Origin of the sequence: Roseibium sp. (genome assembly GCF_965276855.1) — a bacterium.
Lineage (GTDB): Bacteria > Pseudomonadota > Alphaproteobacteria > Rhizobiales > Stappiaceae > Roseibium.
In genome coordinates this window covers 4,985,398-5,001,893 of the sequence record NZ_OZ255700.1, presented here as the reverse complement: position 1 = coordinate 5,001,893, position 16,496 = coordinate 4,985,398, and the positions used below count along the sequence as shown (strand labels likewise).

Genomic DNA, 16,496 nt, shown 5'->3' with positions numbered 1-16,496 from the left:
GGCCAAGTCAAGCGTCATTCAGCCCCATCGAGCTGGCAACAACTTCATCTCCCGGGGTTATGCCAAGCCTTGCCGCAGTTCCTGCATTGAGCTCAAGAACGAATTTTGCCGGAGCGCCGGACGGAATAACTCTTTCCGAATACGGCGTTGTGTCCGCGGCAATGCTGACGATCTTGCCTTGGGAAGAAATGAAAATGATATCAAGCGGGAGCGGTGTGTTTTTCATCCAGAAATGCCGCTCGAATTCGCCATCAAAGATAAACAGCATGCCATGTTCGGCCGCCATTTCTTCCCGGAACATAAGCCCCTTCGCACGCTGCGTGTCCGTGGACGCCACTTCCACCGTGAACCGGTGTTCGTTCGCGCCGGAAATTACGGTCAACGGCTCGGTCGGTAGCGTCTGACTGTTTCCGGCGATCGAGACGTTGCTCACGGCGCTCAAAAAGATGGCAAAGGCTACACACAAGGCCAGGGCAACGTATCGGTGCAATTGGTACGCGTTCATGAGAACTCCGGTTCCGACAGGTCTATGGCGTCTCGCGCTTCATTGAATTCAGGCTGCCTCAGGTTTTGCGTACGAGGCAAAGCCGAGTGGCGGCGAAATCTGAACCCCCGCAAACGCGATTTGCTTTAGTTCAGTTACACCATTTAAAAAGGCCGGAACATGTCCGGCCGTGAAACGATTGTGATATGTGCAGATCAATGGGACGCTGGAATATGCGTTCCGCTTCCGACTGGCCGGATCTCCGCAGCCATGCGTCCCTTCGGGCCAGTCCCAAAGCGCACCAGCACCTCTTGCCCTGGCCGAAGTTCGGTGATGCCATACCTGCGGAGCGTCTCCATGTGGATGAAGATGTCTTCGGTCCCCTCACCTTGTGTCAGGAAGCCAAAGCCCTTCACGCGGTTGAACCACTTGACTGTCGCAGTCTCGAATCCGCCTTCCGGAACCACCTGAACGTGGGTCCGTGACGGCGGAAGTTGAGACGGGTGAACGGCCGTGCTCTCATCCATGGACAAAATGCGAAAGGCCTGAAGCCCACGTGGCCGGTCCAAAACCTCACACACGACACGCGCGCCTTCGTAAGCGGTTTGGAAACCGTCCCGCCTGAGGCAGGTCACATGAAGCAGAATATCTGTCTCGCCACTGTCCGGCACGATAAAGCCGTAGCCCTTACCGACGTCGAACCATTTAATCGTTCCGGCAACCTCGAATACATCGACGGCAACATCGTCCGTCAGGTCTTCGAGTGCGCGGGGATCCCGTGCGGCTTTAACCCCCATAATCAAATGTCCCGTCTCTGGTGCACATCTACCAGCTCCGGACCCAATAACGGCGCGCCCATCAGCTGATTCCTAACAAAAGGATAACACCGCACATTTTGCCGGAAAGAGAAATTAACGGACTAACCACAGACCATTTCAACGATTTACGCCGATTTCATGGGAAAATTTGCAAAAGTCGCGGCAAGTGGCGTTCGCAAGATCGTTGTAGCGATCGAATCGATCGGCGTTTCCTCGCGGTTGAGAATCACCAGGTCCGCGCCGCTGCGCACGGCAAGAACCGGCAGTTGGGCGGCCGGATGCACAACCAGCGAGGAACCAAGCACGAGAAACACATCACAGGACTGACATGCGTCCACGGCCCGTTCCATTTCCTTCTCCGGCATCGCCTGACCAAAACTGATGACGGCAGCTTTCAAAAGCCCGCCACACGACCTGCAGCGCGGACTGGTCCCGGCCTCTACCAGTTCTCTCTGATCCTCCAGAGCGGCCTGACGGCCACACTCCAGACAGGTCGAATAGGTGGAATTGCCGTGCAGCTCGATGAGTTTGTCCGCTGAAACTCCAGATCGCTGATGCAATCCGTCGACATTTTGCGTTATCAAAGTCGACAGCTGTCCTTTTGCGCTGAGATTACTCAGCGCAAGATGCGCCGCGTTCGGTTCTGCGGCTGAAAAAAACGCCTGCATTTCGAACCGGCGGTCCCAGTCTTCAAGCCGGCTCTCTTCAAAAGCCAGAAAATCCTGATATTGAACAGGAGCGCGCTGAGACCAAATACCACCGGGTGACCGGAAATCCGGGATACCGGAATCGGTCGAGATGCCAGCACCCGTGAGCGCCACGATCGATCCCGGGGCCTTTTCGGCGAAAGACGACACAAATTCCTGCGCTTCGGCCAGTTCGGTGATGATCTTCATGAGCCGGTCCGTTGCTCCATCAAATTTAAACGCTGCTAAAGAGGGTAAGACATGCGTTATTTGCACACCATGGTTCGTGTTTCCAATTTGGAAGAATCACTCGACTTTTATTGCAACAAAATGGGCATGACCGAAACACGGCGGTACGAGAGTGAACAAGGCCGGTTCACTCTTGTGTTCCTGGCAAGCTCTGATGACGTTGACAGCGCGAAGGAAAACGCTCGTCCGGTTCTAGAACTCACCTATAACTGGGACCCGGAAGAATACACCGGCGGCCGCAACTTCGGTCACCTCGCGTATGAAGTCGACAACATCTATGAGTTCTGTGAAGCATTGCAGAGCAAAGGTGTGACCATCAATCGCCCGCCGCGGGACGGCCGCATGGCGTTTGTTCGCTCCCCGGACAACATCTCTTTCGAGCTTCTGCAAAAAGGTCAGGCCCTTGAAATCAAGGAACCTTGGGCGTCGATGGGCAACACCGGCGAGTGGTGATCCGGCTAAGGGTATCCCCGCCGAGCTCAGAGAAGTGATTGCCGGCTGATCGCCGGTTTTCAACAAGCACAGGCCCGGGTTTCCGGGCCTGTGAAATTTTCTCCAAAAGGCACTTGCGGGCCAATCATTTCCCGCCTATAAGCCTCCCCACGACGCATCTGCGTCGACCGCGCGCCCATCGTCTAGCGGTCTAGGACGCCGCCCTTTCACGGCGGAAACACGGGTTCGAGTCCCGTTGGGCGTGCCATTTCTTTCCCAACAAATTCAATATTATTGGGACTGCGTTTTCCAAGCGCAGACTTAGTCGTGGCCAATTTGCTTGGCGCCGTCTATAATCGTGGCCGATTTGGGGCATACGAAATTGGCGGAATTGCTGGACTCATTTCATTGTCTGACAGCAAAATGTCTTTTCCGGCCTCTTGTGACACACATTACAATCTAAAAGCGCCTCTGCAGGTATTATGAGTTCAGAAACGAACAAATATCTGAACAAGATCGGACCAACCGACCGGCGACACCAGATCGATGAAAGGACATGGAGATGTTCAAACACTTGATCGCCGTGCTTGTAATTGCATTGGCAGGCACATCACCTGCGTTGGCGAAACGCGTTGCGCTTGTAATCGGCAATGGCGCGTATGAACATACGGTCGCACTGCCGAACCCGGCAAACGATGCAGAGGTAATGGCCGGAAAACTCCGCGGCCTTGGTTTCGACGTTGTGTCCGGCATGGACCAGACCTATTCGGACATGCGCCGGACGGTGATGGAGTTCGCAAAAAAGGCCTATGGCGCCGACATTGCGCTTCTCTTTTATGCAGGCCACGGCATGCAGATCGCCGGCCAAAACCTTCTGATCCCGGTTGACGCCAGAATAGAAGACGAGACCTCGATTGATTTTGAGACAATCTCGGTCGACTTCATCATGCGCCAGATGTCGAAAGACGTGAAAGTACAGATGGTCTTCCTTGATGCCTGCCGTGACAACCCGCTGGCCCGGACTTTGGCCCGCCGCATGGGGCCGAGCCGGTCTGGCAGTGTCGGCACTGGTCTTGCCGAGATCAAAGTCCAGGAGACCGGTGGTGAAGGCTCTGTAATTGCATTTTCAACCAGCCCGGGCGATGTAGCTCTCGATGGTGAGGGCAGCAATTCGCCGTTTACATCGGCTCTTATCCGTCACATCGACACCCCCAATGCGTCCATTCAAACGGTCATGACACGGGTCACCGGTGACGTTTACGATGCAACAGAAAAGCGGCAGCGCCCGTGGGTGAACGCCTCCTTGATTGGAGAGGTATTCCTGAACAAACAAGCAGATGTGGGTTCTCAGCAAGTTGCGAGCATTGGTGACACCGCCAAATCAACGCCGCAGGCGACTGCTCCGGCAGCCTCTGCCGCAGTAACCCAATCCACGATAGCCTGGGAGCGGGAAAAGCTGGTTTGGAACACCGTGAAGGAAAGCGACACGGTTGCCGATTATGAAGCTTATCTTTCTGCTTATCCGGAAGGCACCTTCAAGAACTTCGCACGGAACGCCATCAAGCGCCTTCAGTCTGGAACGCAAGTTGCGTCCCGGAACTCGACAGCAACTGACAACGCAACAGAGACTGGTGTGGCTACAACTGCGACCAATCTCCCAGACCCGCAAAAATCTGTTGCAGGCACTGCAGATACCGAAGCGTCTATCGGCTGGAACCGCACGGCACGCCGTGAAGTCCAGACACGGCTGAACCTCTCCGGCAACAATGTCGGTCGTCCCGATGGCGCGTTTGGGCCAAAAACCCGCGCTGGTATCACTGCCTGGCAGACCCAGAACGGTTTGGTCCCGAGTGGCTACTTCACGGCCGCGCAATACGTGCTGCTGACGTCTCAGACCGAGGCTCAATACGCAGCCTATGTGGCCGAAGTGAATCGCAAGCGGGCGGCGGCGGCTGCAGCTAATAAAACCCGCAGCAGCACCACGCGCACCAACACGGCCACCAACCGCAATCAGAACACACGCCAGCAAAACAACAACAACGGTGGCAACACCGCGGGTGCAGCGTTCATGGGCGGCGTTGTAGGCGGCATCATTGGCGGAGCCATCGGCAGCCGGTACTGACTAATCGTGTTCGACCTGCCCCATTTGTCGGGACAACGAAAGAGTCATAAAAGGCCGGTTAATAACCGGCCTTTCTTCGCATCAAATAATCCGGCCAAAAGATCAATTAAGCTTCGAAATTGAACACAGAATGCGCAGGGTCTTTGACCCCTTTAAGTAATGCGTATGCTCTAGCTGCCTCCGGAGAGTTCGACTGCACAGCACCTGCCTCCCTCTAAATCCCAAGCGACCTGACAGCCGCTCGGTCTCAGGCAAATTGGAACAGATTACCGACATATCAAAGGTTAGTTTGGAAACTTGACCAAGTTGACCGGTCGTTCTGACGCTTCGCCACCCGGCACCGAGGGTATTTCGCCGCCCATGAAAACTGCAGGGTCATCGACAGTGAAAACGTGAGTGTCGTGGCTGAGGCCACGCAATCTGCCGCTCCAGATGTTCTTGATCGGATATCCATCTTGCAGATTGCTGGCAACCGGGTCGCTGAACGCCAGCCGAACCTTCCTGTCCTTCGCAACGCTTTCGATCCGGCTGGCCGTGTTGACGGTGGTGCCCATAACGGTAAAGGAGCGCCGGTGTTCTCCGCCAATGTCTCCGACAAGCACAGGACCGGCATTCAAGGCAATGCGGAGATCAAGGCTGCCTTGGCCTGTCTCTTTTCGGATCTCATCCAGCAGGGCAATGATCTCACGAGAGGCGTCGACAGCCGCTTGTTCGGGATTTTCGACCGTATTCGGTGCATTCCAGACGGCCATGATGGCATCGCCGATGTATTTGTCGATGTAACCGCCATGCTTGGTAATGACCTGCCCGATCATATCAAAACAGGTGTTGACCACCCGGACCACCTCGTGATCGGGCAGTTTTTCCGACATTTTTGTAAAGCCGACGATGTCGAGAAACGCCACGACCACGTGACGCGTTTCCCCCCCAAGGGCCGGAAGTTCCTCGGAATCCGCCATTTGCTTGATCACATCCTCGGACAGATAGTGACCGAACAGGTTGACCAAGGAACGTTGACGCCGTTGCAAAACACCGACCTTGCCAATCGCGGCCACAATCATCGCCGCGATCACAGCTACAGGCGCAACGCCCGGCGCAATCAGGTAGCCCGATTGCAAACCTAAAAAACTGATGCCGAACGCAACCGATATGCCACCAACGGCGACCACAGGCAAAATCGACAGGGGAAGAAGCAGGCCTGCCGCAGTTCCGGCGACCGCAAAGACAAAGGCCAGCAGTGCCAGAGTGCCAACTGGCGGATCTAGGGCAATGCGGCCTGACAAAGCCGCCCCGACCATGTCGGCCAAAACAAAAACACCGGCAGTCGCATGCCGGACCCCAGGACGACCACTCTCACCCGTTTCAGCAAGCTCGGCGGTCAGCTGCGGTAAAAACCTGTCGGAATAAAGGTGTTCATCCTCATTTGGCATGGTGCTGCCAAACAGGATCACCCGCCCTTCAGAAAACGCCTTGATTTGCGCCCTACCCGCTTCTGTTTCGGTCAGCGCCAGCAAATCAATCAAGGACAGGTACGGTATTGATGACGCAAGCCGATGTTCCGGGATCATCGTGTAACTTGTCGAGATGGCGGCGTCCGCGCTCGCCAATAAGGCATCAATCAACAAGGGAGAGTCGATGAGCGGAAGCTCTGGCATGTGCCGGCGGACGACGCCATCCGTATCGGGCGTAACTTCGGCAAAGCGGACGCCGGACGTGCCGGCAGCGGCGGAAATAGCCCTGTGGGGCACACCTGTACTTGTGCGCGACACAAAGACCTTACCTCGGTTTTGATAGAGAAACCTGAGGAACGGCCGGTCAAAGCCGCGCAGGCGCTCCTCGCCGGTGTTGGGGTCAGCAAAAGAATCGGCGCTAAAGGCAAATACGAAATCATAGCCGACGCCGGCCGCACCAGCGTCCAGAACCGCCTGCCCTGCCGTTGCCAATACAGGGCTCATGAAAACACGAGGGACAGTCGCCAGCCGGTCGGAATTCAAAGACACCTGGTCAAGCCCGACAACGGCCACCGGTGCGCGCTGGTTCTTTTCTTTCTGAGATAACAGAGACTTGGACTGAAAAAGCCGATCGACAAACCAGCCTTCCCAAATGGCGTTTTGGGCGCCAAGACCAAGGGCCGTTCCGGCAGCAAGTGCCAGAAACGCGATTACAGCAGTCAGCCGTTTGCGGCCAAGTAAATGGACTGAAAACGGACGCCCCGCTGTCATTTTACAACTACGACAGCCGTCTTCCGTCCAACAGTCGCCGGATCGATCGTGAACTCCCGCATGACAACTTCACCATCGGCCGTGCTGCTCTGCAAGAAGAGCTGCACGTCGATTTTGTCAGTCTCCTCATCGCGGACCGGCATATCGGTCAAGACATTCTCACCGAGTTCGAACCGTTTCGGTTCACCGCCTTCAAAGGACACGAACACACTGTCATATTCGGTCTTCAGCTGGTCGTCGAAACGGAGCATCAGAGAGGCTGCTGTTTTGTTGGCCGCCTTGATGCTGCGGAGTGTGACGGTCAGGCCCTTGTCAGCAGTGTCCGGATCCGTTCCGCTGTCTGCTTGCAGGCAATTGCCGGCCCGCAGTTCTTTCTCTTCTCCCCCATCGACTTCATATCCGGTGGACGTGAAGACCACGCGGCCGGCGGTTATCCGCACCTCGCGGCACGCGCTGTAGTCGAGGAGATCAATGTGTCCGGAATTGCCAAGTTCGACAACATCTCCGGCTGAGAGTTCGCTGAATGCTGGAAAAGCGACAGCCTTTGACTTGTCCAAAACGAGGGCCAAGGGCTCGGCAAAACCAGCGCCGGCACTTGCCACAATACCGGCCGCGGCCAAACCAGCAGCCATGGATTTCGGATAGAGTGAGAAGAAGCCAAACGCGGTCTTCATGACGGTCTCCTGAAAATTCACGCACAATACGGCGCAGGATCGCAGCCGTTTGTTTGAATGGATTATAGCACCGGACGGCGCCAGACATGTGGTCTTGGTCACAAAAACACCGGACCAGCTGCAACATCTGGAAATTACTTGGTAAAATTGCGACGGGATTTCTGTCTTTTCGCGGCAGCTGCCCGCTCAATGTCAATTTTGAGCCGTGATCGACTCATTTTATGGTCTTGTCAGTCCAACAAATCATGCACGCTTCGGAGGCACCATGGCGGTCCAATTGAACATAAGAAACTTGAACGCCGAGGATATCCAGACCGCAATCGACTGGGCCGCGAACGAAGGTTGGAACCCGGGTCATGAAGATGGCTTGGCGTTTTTAGAGGCGGATCGTTCCGGTTTTTTCGCCGGCGAAATCGATGGGGAACTTGTCACAGTCATCTCCGGTGTTCGTTACGGTGATGGTTTCGGCTTCATCGGCCTGTTCATCACGCACCCGGATCACCGCTCCAAGGGACATGGACAATTGGTCTGGGATCACGCCATGACCTATCTTCATGGTCGAACCATTGGTCTGGATGCGGTGAAAGAACAGACGCCGCGCTACGCAAAGCATGGGTTCAAACCTGTCTACCGGAACGTGCGCTACGCGGGCATTGCCATGTGCGACACCCCCATGGATTCCCGGCTGACGCCAATTGGCCAGGGCCTGTTTCCGTCCGTTCTTGACTACGACCGGAAGTTTTTCCCGGATGAGAGAACAGACTTCCTGAAACTTTGGACCGCCCCCACAGCCCAAACCCGACAAGGTTTTGCCTTTGTCGAAAACGGCGAAATTCAAGGCTATGGAGTGCTGCGTCAATGTCTGGAGGGGTTCAAAATCGGGCCTCTGTTCGCCGACACACCGGAAATCGCGGACACACTGTTCCGCGCCCTCGCCGGTCAAGTGAAAGGCCTGACCATCATTCTGGACATCCCGGAACCGAATGCGGCTGCCCTCTTACTCGCTGAGAAATACGAGCTGTCACCGGAGTTCGAAACGTTCCGAATGTATAAGGGCCCTGCTCCCGACCTGCCGCTTGATCAGAAGTTTGGCATCACCACCTTTGAGCTTGGATAAATCTATTTGCGCGCCGTCTCATAGGCGAGCATGGCACCCGCAAGGTCTTCCAATGCCGCTCCCACCGATTTGAAGAAGGTCACCGCATCATCAGACTGGCGTCCTGGATTCGTACCTCGGCAAAGGTCGTAAAGGTCGGCCTTGATGTCTTTTACTGTGATAACTCCGGCCTGAAGGGGCTGGACCATATCTCCGCCCTCCACAAGGCAGCCGTCGCGGGTATCGACATAGAGGTCCGCGCGTTGGACCAGGTCGTCGTCGCTTTCGCGCATGGAGGGCTTGAACGCGCCCACCAAATCGACATGAGCGCCCGGTTTAACGAGGGCGCCCTTGATCAGCGGTTCGTTGGAAAGCGTTGCAGCGCTAATGATATCCGCCTTGCCGAGAACATCCTCCAGATGACCGGCGACGGTCACAGAAACCGGATAGGTCGCGCCAACATGGCGCGCAAGTTCAGCGGCCTTTTCCTTCGAACGGCCCCAGATTGTCACCTGCTTGATCGGCCGAGCCGCCATATGTGCGGCCACGAGATTTGGGGCAAGACGACCTGTGCCGACAATCAGCAAATGACTTGCGTCTTCCCGCGCAAGATATTTGGCTGCGAGCGCAGATGCCGCCGCCGTCCGCCGGGCAGTCAATTCGCCCCCGTCAATCAGAGCCAGCATTTCGCCGGTCTTGGCGGAAGACAGAAGATACTGCGCCGCCACTGCCGGCAATCCCCGCGCAGAGTTCCCCGGCATGACGTTGACCACCTTTACCCCGGCGTATTCACCTGGCACCCACGCCGGCATCAAGAGCATGGTCGCGTCCGGTTCTCCCGACATTTCCATATCGTGGTGGTGACGGGTCGGCATCACACATCCGGAACGGAAAATCTCTTCCAGAGCGTCGATCAGAGCAGGAAATGGCAGTGCGTGACGGGTTTGGTCTTCAGAAAGGAGCAGCATAGGCAACCGGAATCAGGGGGATTGGAAACAGAAACTGCTTGCAGGAAATCATATTTGCGGCGGCAGTCCAACCGCCACTTGACTGAAGTCAGCAGCCAGTTAGTCCGCGTTTCACGAAAGATCGAAGATCAGCATGATATAGGCTGCGAACAAGGCAAGATGGACAGCGCCTTGGAGGTAGTTCGTCGTGCGGCTGCCGAAGGTCAAAAGGCTCACAAACAGGGTCAGCACCAAAATGATGATCTCGGTCGTTTCCAGGCCAAGTTCAACCCGCAAGCCGGTCCACCATCCGACTATCAAGACAGCGGGCACAGTCAAACCAATCGTTGCCACCGCCGAGCCGAGACAGATATTGACGGCCCGCTGAAGCATGTTGTCCCGCGCCGCCTGCACCGCACTCATTCCCTCCGGCATCAAAACAAGTGCAGCGACTATGAAACCGCTGAAAGCGATCGGCGCGCCGACAGCGGCAATTCCGAAGTCAACGTAAAGCGCCAAGCTCTTTGACAGGAGTATGATCGGCAAAAGCGCGCCGAAAAGCCCAATCACATGAAACGGAACGGTCCGGACAACCACATCATGATGTTCATCGTGACCGGCACTATCCGGTTGGCGGAAGATGTCGCTGTGGGTCACGGTCTGTATGGCCAGGAAAACACCATAGAGAACTACTGACATCACGATCTCAAAGCCGACTTGAAGCGGCGACAGTTCACCACCTGGAGCGGAATGCGTGATGCGCGGCAATACAAGCGCAAAAATTGCGAGCGGCACAAGCACGGACAAAAACGCGTTCGCGCCTTGAAGATTATAGGTCTGGTTGCGATGCTTTAGGCCGCCCAGCAACAGACAAAGCCCAACCAAACCGTTCAGGACGATCATCACGACTGAGAACATTGTATCCCGCGCCATGGTCGGAACCGCATCGCCGGACAGCATAATCGCAACGATCAGAGCCACCTCGATGCCGATCACAGCCAGTGTCAGGATCAAGGTCCCGTATGGTTCGCCGAACAGTGTCGCCAAGCCTTCGGCATGGCGCACAACGGAGAAGGCGCACCACATGACAACGATAAAGATCAGTGCGAGCAGGATCAGGCTGCCAAACGTGCCAACTGCGGCTGGTTTCAGAACATCGCCAAGCAGCTTGAAGGCGGCAAAGGCAAGGAACCCGACGAGGCTCGGAAGTTCTGATCGTAATATGGACATCCCGCCGCCCCAGCCCGAAGAATCAATCAAATATTGCGCCCACTATAAGCGGCGCTGCTGGTCGGACAACCGAACAAAAAAAGGCCGGCGCAAACGCCGGCCCTGGATCATCTTAAGTTTCTGGCAGCTTTAGATCGCGAGATACTCTTGGCGAAGCTCCGCGTTGTCCAGAACCTCTTGCGCCGTACCGTCAAAAACCACCTCGCCCATGTCGAGGATCACTGCCCTGTCCGCCAAGTGGAGCGCCGCGATGGCGTTCTGCTCAACGATGATGGTTGTCATGCCGAGATCCTTCACGCCTTCCAGGATACGCTCGATTTCCTGGACGATAACCGGCGCCAAGCCTTCATAGGGCTCATCCAGCAACAGGAGCTTGATGTCCCGTGCCAGGATACGGGCAACAGCAAGCATTTGCTGCTCGCCACCAGACATGGTAGTGCCTTCCTGGTTGCGCCGTTCTGCGAGCCGCGGAAAATGCTCATAGATCCGCTCGATCGACCAGCCCTTGGGCTCTGCAATCTGGGACAGCTCCAGGTTCTCCTGAACCGTGAGGCCAGGAATGATGCAGCGGTCCTCTGGCACCAGACCGACCCCGTTTTGAGCGGCCTGAAAGCTCTTCATTTCATGCAGAGGCTTGTGGTCCAGCCAAATTTCCCCATGCGTGAGCGCGGGGTCGTCCATGCGGGCGATCGTCCTCAAGGTAGAGGTCTTACCCGCACCGTTCCGGCCAAGAAGTGCAAGGATCTCGCCTTCGCGTACGTCGAAGCTGACGCCCTGCACGATGTAACTCTCGCCATAGTAGCCGTGAAGGTCCCAGGCAGAAAAGAAGGCCGGAGCACCACCGCGGGCTTTCTTTGGCGGAACCGCCGGCGCCGTCTTGCCGGCGAATTGGTCTTCAAGAATGGTCACAGGTGCGCTCCTCCGAGATAGGCTTCCTGAACTTTCGGATCTCCCTTGATGTCTTCTGGCTTGCCTTCGGCGATGATCGCCCCTTGCGCCAGAACGGAAACCTTTTCGGCCAGCGAGAACACAACGTGCATGTCGTGCTCGATGACCACCTTGGTAATGCCGCGGTCACCGATGCGTTTCAAAAGATCGATGGTGTTGTTGGTATCTGCCCGGGACATGCCAGCTGTCGGCTCGTCCAGAAGCAGAAGTTTCGGATCTTGTGACAAGCACATCGCAAGCTCCAGCCGGCGTTTGTCACCACGGGATAAGGAGCTCGCTGTGATGTCGCCCTTTTCGGCGAGACCGACATCTTCCAGCATATGCATGGCCTTGTCGCGAATCTCGGCATCCTGATCCACCCGCGCAAACGCATGGAGTGCAAACTCGCCGTCCCGCTTGGCAAGTGCCGGGATCATGATGTTTTCCATCAGGGTCAGATCGCCGAAAATTTCCGGTGTCTGGAACACGCGCGACACACCCACCTGGTTGATCTCGTGCGGTTTCATGCCGGTCAGAGAAATGTCCCCGAACATCACGGTTCCGGTATCTGGAGCCAGACGCCCGATCATGCAGTTGAGGAAGGTCGACTTACCGGCTCCGTTCGGACCGATGATCGCATGGACGGTGCCTTCTTCCACACTGAAGTTAACGTTGTTGAGAGCCCGAAGTCCGCCAAACGACTTGTTTACGCCCTCGACTTTGAGGATTTCCATATCAAATCACCTTATTCAGCTGGCGCGGCGGATGGTTTGGCACCAGAGCCTTTCGCGGAGGACGATTTGCGCTTGAACAGCCGCCCGATCCTCTCAAGACCTTCCATGATGCCACCTGGCAGGAAGATAACGATCAGCATGAACATGATGCCGAGCGTCAGGTGCCAGCCCTTGCCGATGAACGGGTGGATGACGAACACCAGGAAGTCAGCGATTCCTTCCGGAAGACCGGAGAACCACTCGTAGAGAATGTTGTCGTTGATCTTGGAAAAGATGTTTTCCAGATACTTGATGAAACCAGCTCCAAGGACCGGACCGATCAAGGTGCCTGCACCGCCGAGGATGGTCATCAGGACGACCTCACCAGACGCTGTCCACTGCATGCGTTCCGCACCTGCAAGCGGATCCATCGCCACCATCAGACCACCAGCCAGACCGGCGTACATCCCAGAGATGACGAAGGCAGCAAGTGTATAAGGCTTCGAGTTCAGACCCGTGAAATTCATACGTTGCTGGTTGGACTTCACCGCGCGCAGCATCATGCCGAAGGGCGAGCGGAAAATCCGGATCGCGATATAGAAAGCGATCATCATCACGACAGCGCAGAGGTAGTAGCCCGCATTGAACGTGAACAGCCACCCGCCAACGGCCAATTCAAAACTGTCGCGCATGTCGATCCCAAAGAAGTGGGCAAGCGGAATGGTCCCATCTACCTGGCTCACGCCGAGGATACGCGGATCATCAAGCGCAAGCTGCAGTCCGGTTTCACCAGCCGTAATTGGGGTGAGGACCGAATAAGCCAAAGAGAACGACATCTGAGCGAACGCGAGGGTCAGGATCGAGAAGTAGATGCCTGAACGCCGCAGCGAAATATATCCGACAATCACTGAGAACAGCCCGGCAAAGATCACCGAGATAATGATGGCCGGCAGAACGTTCATAGTCAGCAGCTTCATCATCCAGACGCCAGCGTAGGAACCAACACCCAGGAAGGCGGCGTGACCGAAGCTGAGGTATCCCGTCAGGCCGAAGAGGATGTTGAAGCCAATGGCGAAGATCCCGAAAATTAGGAAGCGTTGCATCAAGTCCGGATAGCCTGCGTTGAATTGCGCGAGCTCAGAATTCTCCGGAAAGGGGTTCAGAAGGAACGGCGCAAATACAACCAGCAGCAAGACGAGGATGAAGAGCGACGTGTCTTTTTTGTTAAGTCCAAGCATGATTTAGCTCTCCATTACGCCCTTGCGGCCCAACAGTCCCCGCGGACGGGTGAGAAGGATCACAATCGCAACGAGATAGATGATGATCTGGTTGATGCCCGGCAGCAGGGCGACGACCTGCGCCATAGACGCAAAGCTTTCAAGAATCCCGAGCAGGAAGCCAGCAGCGACGGCCCCGGGCAACGAGCCCATGCCGCCAACAACCACCACGACGAAGCTGAGGACAAGGAAGTCCATCCCCATGTGGTAGTTGGGCGAATTGATGGGGGCATACATCACGCCTGCAAGGCCTGCCACAATCGCGGCAAGGGCGAACATGATGGTGAAGCGCCGGTCGATATCAATGCCGAGCAATCCGACAGTTTGCCGGTCTGCCATACCCGCTCGAACAACCATGCCGAAGGTTGTGAACTGGAGGAAGGCGAAGACCCCGCCGATAATGACCGTGGCAAACAGGAAGTAAACAATCCGCCAGTACGGATAGATGATGACATTCGGGTCCATTCCGATCATCGCACCGAAATCAAAGCTGCCAGCGAAGACTTCCGGAGCCGGTGTCGGGATCGGATTTGCGCCGTAGAAATACTTGATGATTTCCTGAAGAACGATCGCTAGGCCGAAGGTCACCAGGATCTGGTCCGCATGCGGGCGCTTGTAGAAGTATTTGATCAGGCCGCGTTCCATGAACAGGCCAACCAGCGCCATGATCGGAATTGAGAACAGGATCGCAAGGGGCACCGACCAATCAATGATCGCGCCTCCCATCTCGGGGCCAAACCAGGCTTCCACATAAGGTGTTTCAACCTTCAGCGGGTTCCCGAGGAAGTCGGTCCGGGTATCGTCGATGGTGGTGAACGACACGGACAGCAGACGGTTCAGTGTGACCGCGCAAAAGGCCCCGATCATGAACAACGCGCCGTGGGCGAAGTTAACAACGCCCAATGTGCCGAAAATGAGGGTCAGCCCAAGGGCGATCAGCGCATATGCGGACCCCTTGTCCAGACCGTTCAAGATTTGAAGAAGTATCGCGTCCATCGCTCTCAGCTCGGATCAACAGCGCGTGGCGGTAGCCCCCAACCGCGCTAGATTACAAGGAAAACACCGACAGGGCAGAGACCCGCCCTGTCGGATTTTTTTGAGATAGGATTAAGCGCCTGAGTTACAGGTACCCAGTGCACCACCGGCAAACTGCGGGTGGTCCGGTGCATAGGTCACCTGCTCCACAGGTGTCACTTCGACGATTTCCAGAAGGTCGAAGTCGGATGTCGGGTTTTCTTTACCCTTCACGACCAGAACGTCCTTGAAGCACTGATGATCTTCAGCGCGGTACAAGGTCTTGCCGTTGCCGAGACCGTCGAACTCGAAGCCTTCGAGGGCCTCAACAACACCGCATGGATTGAACGTGCCGGCACGCTCACACGCATCCGCATAAAGCAGAGCCTGAACGTAGCAGGTGTGCGCAGCCTGGCTTGGCGGGAAGCCGTATTTCTGACCGAAGGACTTCACGAAAGCCTTGGAGCCTTCGTCCTGCAGCGACCAGTGCCAGTTGGTGGAGCCGAAGATGCCTTTAACGTTCGCACCAGCACCCTTCGCCATCAGGCGGGAGTAGAGCGGAACGATGATCTCGAAGTTCTTGCCGTTCACGACTTTGTCGCGCAGGCCGAACTGAACAGCGTTGGTGAGTGAGTTCACCATGTTGCCGCCGTAGTGGTTCAGAACGAGAACGTCAGCATCGGACTGCAGAACCGGTGTGATGTAAGCCGAGAAGTCCGTCGCGGCGAGCGGGGTTTTGACGGTCTCAACGGTTTCCCAACCCAAAGCCTCGGTGGACTCTTTGACAGCCTGCTCTGTGGTGTAACCCCAGTTGTAGTCCGCGGTCAGGTGGTAGGCCTTACGGTCAGCGCCGTATGCATTCTTCAACACCGGAGCAAGAGCTGCACCGGACATGTAGGAGTTGAAGAAGTGACGGAAGCCGTTGGCGCGCTTGTCCTTACCGGTGGTGTCGTTGGAGTGGGTCAGACCCGCCATGAAGATTACACCAGCTTCCTGGCAGAGCGCCTGCACGGCCACGGCCACGCCGGAGGACGAACCGCCGGTGATCATGATTGCGCCGTCTTTTTCGATCATCGACTTTGCAGATGCACGCGCCGCATCAGACTTGGTCTGGGTGTCACCGGTTACATACTCGACCTTCTTGCCGAGAATACCGTTGCCCTTCAGCGCCTTCGACGAGAAGGTGCCCATCATTCCGCCGTCGCCTTCACCGTTCAGGTGTTCAACAGCAAGTTCGTAAGCACGGAGTTCGTCAGCCCCCTCTTCGGCATAAGGTCCGGTCTGCGGGACGTTGAAGCCGAGGGTAACTGTCGAGCCGGTCGGCTCATTCAAGTAGCCCTGCGACCACGCACGGCTGGTGAATACCGTCGGCATGGCGAGAGCCGTACCGCCGAGCGCGCCGGCGCGCAGAATCGAACGGCGATTAAGGGGTTTGCGAATTAAGCTCATTCTTTCCTCCCAGAAAGGCATGGCGGGCTCACCTTGAGCGCGCCTGCAGTAGCTGTACAGCGGCAAGCAGCTCAGACCTGTTCCCCGTCCGGTTGCCCGGCTCCACCACGTCAAAACTGCAAGCTGGCAAGACTTTAGAAACGATGCGCTCCAGTC

Annotated in this window: 15 protein-coding genes and 1 tRNA gene; 4 read left to right on the top strand and 12 right to left on the bottom strand. The window is 56.3% G+C overall.

Annotated features, from left to right (window positions below):
* Positions 1 to 7 precede the first annotated feature (7 nt).
* The 3 genes from ACQY4Z_RS23170 to ACQY4Z_RS23160 form a co-directional block, all read right to left on the bottom strand.
* Positions 8 to 505, bottom strand: a complete 498-nt coding sequence (locus ACQY4Z_RS23170; RefSeq protein WP_428525226.1) for a DUF192 domain-containing protein — start codon at positions 503 to 505, stop codon at positions 8 to 10.
* 194 nt (positions 506 to 699) lie between these two features.
* The gene (locus ACQY4Z_RS23165) at positions 700 to 1,281 is read right to left on the bottom strand and encodes a cold-shock protein (protein ID WP_428525224.1); all 582 of its coding nucleotides are present in this window, start codon (positions 1,279 to 1,281) and stop codon (positions 700 to 702) included.
* 146 nt (positions 1,282 to 1,427) lie between these two features.
* Entirely contained in the window at positions 1,428 to 2,198 is a 771-nt protein-coding gene (locus ACQY4Z_RS23160) for an SIR2 family NAD-dependent protein deacylase (RefSeq protein WP_428525222.1), read from the bottom strand.
* Between the two features lie 51 nt (positions 2,199 to 2,249).
* Between ACQY4Z_RS23160 and ACQY4Z_RS23155 the strand changes: the two genes are divergently transcribed.
* The 3 genes from ACQY4Z_RS23155 (at position 2,250) to ACQY4Z_RS23145 (ending at position 4,791) form a co-directional block, all read left to right on the top strand.
* Positions 2,250 to 2,690, top strand: coding sequence for a VOC family protein (locus ACQY4Z_RS23155; RefSeq protein WP_209175233.1), 441 nt, complete (start codon positions 2,250 to 2,252; stop codon positions 2,688 to 2,690).
* 171 nt (positions 2,691 to 2,861) lie between these two features.
* Positions 2,862 to 2,937 (top strand) — tRNA-Glu (locus tag ACQY4Z_RS23150).
* Positions 2,938 to 3,231: 294 nt separating this feature from the next.
* The gene (locus ACQY4Z_RS23145; RefSeq protein ID WP_428525219.1) at positions 3,232 to 4,791 is read left to right on the top strand and encodes a caspase family protein; all 1,560 of its coding nucleotides are present in this window, start codon (positions 3,232 to 3,234) and stop codon (positions 4,789 to 4,791) included.
* 284 nt (positions 4,792 to 5,075) lie between these two features.
* Here the strand turns inward: ACQY4Z_RS23145 and ACQY4Z_RS23140 are convergent, their stop codons facing one another.
* Complete coding sequence (locus tag ACQY4Z_RS23140; RefSeq protein WP_428525217.1) at positions 5,076 to 7,013, bottom strand: adenylate/guanylate cyclase domain-containing protein; 1,938 nt, start codon at positions 7,011 to 7,013, stop codon at positions 5,076 to 5,078.
* Positions 7,010 to 7,687, bottom strand: a complete 678-nt coding sequence (locus ACQY4Z_RS23135; RefSeq protein WP_209175182.1) for a hypothetical protein — start codon at positions 7,685 to 7,687, stop codon at positions 7,010 to 7,012. Before ACQY4Z_RS23135 ends, ACQY4Z_RS23140 begins: the two co-directional genes overlap by 4 nt.
* A gap of 265 nt (positions 7,688 to 7,952) precedes the next feature.
* Here ACQY4Z_RS23135 and ACQY4Z_RS23130 point away from each other — a divergent pair, with 265 nt between their 5' ends.
* On the top strand, positions 7,953 to 8,804 hold the full coding sequence (locus ACQY4Z_RS23130) for a GNAT family N-acetyltransferase (protein ID WP_428525215.1): 852 nt from the start codon (positions 7,953 to 7,955) through the stop codon (positions 8,802 to 8,804).
* A 2-nt stretch (positions 8,805 to 8,806) separates the two neighbouring features.
* On the opposite strand, the gene ACQY4Z_RS23125 is transcribed toward ACQY4Z_RS23130, so the two are convergent.
* From ACQY4Z_RS23125 to ACQY4Z_RS23095, 7 genes are all read right to left on the bottom strand, one after another.
* Positions 8,807 to 9,751 carry an ornithine cyclodeaminase family protein gene (locus ACQY4Z_RS23125; protein WP_428525213.1) on the bottom strand — a complete coding sequence of 315 codons (945 nt, stop codon included), beginning with the start codon at positions 9,749 to 9,751 and terminating at the stop codon, positions 8,807 to 8,809.
* Between the two features lie 111 nt (positions 9,752 to 9,862).
* A complete protein-coding gene (locus tag ACQY4Z_RS23120) occupies positions 9,863 to 10,960 on the bottom strand; it encodes a calcium:proton antiporter (RefSeq protein ID WP_428525211.1) in 1,098 nt (365 codons plus the stop codon).
* Between the two features lie 129 nt (positions 10,961 to 11,089).
* Positions 11,090 to 11,869: an ABC transporter ATP-binding protein gene (locus tag ACQY4Z_RS23115; protein ID WP_133947127.1), complete on the bottom strand. Its 780-nt coding sequence runs from the start codon at positions 11,867 to 11,869 to the stop codon at positions 11,090 to 11,092.
* Entirely contained in the window at positions 11,866 to 12,621 is a 756-nt protein-coding gene (locus tag ACQY4Z_RS23110; protein WP_133947126.1) for an ABC transporter ATP-binding protein, read from the bottom strand. The genes ACQY4Z_RS23115 and ACQY4Z_RS23110 overlap by 4 nt, the downstream gene beginning before the upstream one ends.
* Positions 12,622 to 12,632: 11 nt before the next feature.
* On the bottom strand, positions 12,633 to 13,838 hold the full coding sequence (locus tag ACQY4Z_RS23105) for a branched-chain amino acid ABC transporter permease (RefSeq protein ID WP_428525208.1): 1,206 nt from the start codon (positions 13,836 to 13,838) through the stop codon (positions 12,633 to 12,635).
* Between the two features lie 3 nt (positions 13,839 to 13,841).
* Positions 13,842 to 14,873 (bottom strand): branched-chain amino acid ABC transporter permease, encoded by a 1,032-nt coding sequence (locus ACQY4Z_RS23100; protein ID WP_133947124.1) that lies wholly within the window; start codon positions 14,871 to 14,873, stop codon positions 13,842 to 13,844.
* A gap of 111 nt (positions 14,874 to 14,984) precedes the next feature.
* The gene (locus tag ACQY4Z_RS23095; protein ID WP_133947123.1) at positions 14,985 to 16,340 is read right to left on the bottom strand and encodes a substrate-binding protein; all 1,356 of its coding nucleotides are present in this window, start codon (positions 16,338 to 16,340) and stop codon (positions 14,985 to 14,987) included.
* Positions 16,341 to 16,496 lie beyond the last annotated feature (156 nt).

Excerpts from the sequence above, each read along its gene's own strand:
- ACQY4Z_RS23160 (WP_428525222.1), bottom strand. The coding sequence starts at position 2,198 with ATGAAGATCATCACCGAACTGGCCGAAGCGCAGGAATTTGTGTCGTCT.
- ACQY4Z_RS23120 (WP_428525211.1), bottom strand. The coding sequence starts at position 10,960 with ATGTCCATATTACGATCAGAACTTCCGAGCCTCGTCGGGTTCCTTGCC.
- ACQY4Z_RS23100 (WP_133947124.1), bottom strand. The coding sequence starts at position 14,873 with ATGGACGCGATACTTCTTCAAATCTTGAACGGTCTGGACAAGGGGTCC.
- ACQY4Z_RS23110 (WP_133947126.1), bottom strand. The coding sequence starts at position 12,621 with ATGGAAATCCTCAAAGTCGAGGGCGTAAACAAGTCGTTTGGCGGACTT.
- ACQY4Z_RS23095 (WP_133947123.1), bottom strand. The coding sequence starts at position 16,340 with ATGAGCTTAATTCGCAAACCCCTTAATCGCCGTTCGATTCTGCGCGCC.
- ACQY4Z_RS23140 (WP_428525217.1), bottom strand. The coding sequence starts at position 7,013 with ATGACAGCGGGGCGTCCGTTTTCAGTCCATTTACTTGGCCGCAAACGG.
- ACQY4Z_RS23105 (WP_428525208.1), bottom strand. The coding sequence starts at position 13,838 with ATGCTTGGACTTAACAAAAAAGACACGTCGCTCTTCATCCTCGTCTTG.
- ACQY4Z_RS23165 (WP_428525224.1), bottom strand. The coding sequence starts at position 1,281 with ATGGGGGTTAAAGCCGCACGGGATCCCCGCGCACTCGAAGACCTGACG.
- ACQY4Z_RS23135 (WP_209175182.1), bottom strand. The coding sequence starts at position 7,687 with ATGAAGACCGCGTTTGGCTTCTTCTCACTCTATCCGAAATCCATGGCT.
- ACQY4Z_RS23125 (WP_428525213.1), bottom strand. The coding sequence starts at position 9,751 with ATGCTGCTCCTTTCTGAAGACCAAACCCGTCACGCACTGCCATTTCCT.
- ACQY4Z_RS23130 (WP_428525215.1), top strand. The coding sequence starts at position 7,953 with ATGGCGGTCCAATTGAACATAAGAAACTTGAACGCCGAGGATATCCAG.
- ACQY4Z_RS23170 (WP_428525226.1), bottom strand. The coding sequence starts at position 505 with ATGAACGCGTACCAATTGCACCGATACGTTGCCCTGGCCTTGTGTGTA.
- ACQY4Z_RS23155 (WP_209175233.1), top strand. The coding sequence starts at position 2,250 with ATGCGTTATTTGCACACCATGGTTCGTGTTTCCAATTTGGAAGAATCA.
- ACQY4Z_RS23145 (WP_428525219.1), top strand. The coding sequence starts at position 3,232 with ATGTTCAAACACTTGATCGCCGTGCTTGTAATTGCATTGGCAGGCACA.